At 34.5% G+C, this 458-nt stretch carries 1 protein-coding gene; it reads left to right on the top strand.

Translation table 11 applies throughout. The features are described 5' to 3' along the window. Positions 1-458, top strand: a 458-nt coding sequence (locus V6E76_RS11400; RefSeq protein WP_499797818.1) for a transposase, incomplete at both ends; no start/stop codon positions are given.

The raw sequence follows: 458 nt of genomic DNA, 5'->3' as shown, positions 1-458 counted from the left end.
AGACATCGTAATCGTCCAACCTACAATAAGTTTAAACGGTATTGGAAGTTATTATTAACACCACCTGAAAACTTAACACGCACTGAGTATAAGAAATATCGCCTATTTCCTGAATGGAAAACTACATACGGTATTGTCGAATATCTGCTTGATAACCATGATGAATTAAAAGGTAATTATGATTATACGCATGCATTGTCAGATGCGTTAAAACAAGGCCATATGAGCCAGTTTAAAACATTGATTCAAACTTCTAATCAGGTTCCATTATCTCCTGGCATGCGTCGAGTATTACGAACATTTAAGAAGTATGAATCCTATATTGAAAACACATTACATTATCCAACACTAACAAACGGCCCATTAGAAGGTATCAATAACAGTATCAAAGTATTAAAACGGATGGCTTTTGGTTATCGAAACTTTGCGCATTTCAGAGATCGAATATTATTGATGAC

The sequence above is a fragment of the Jeotgalicoccus huakuii genome (genome assembly GCF_036665975.1).
Classification (GTDB): Bacteria; Bacillota; Bacilli; order Staphylococcales; family Salinicoccaceae; genus Jeotgalicoccus; species Jeotgalicoccus marinus.
Note: the sequence above shows the minus strand (reverse complement) of the source record. Positions and strands in the feature narration are given on the sequence as shown.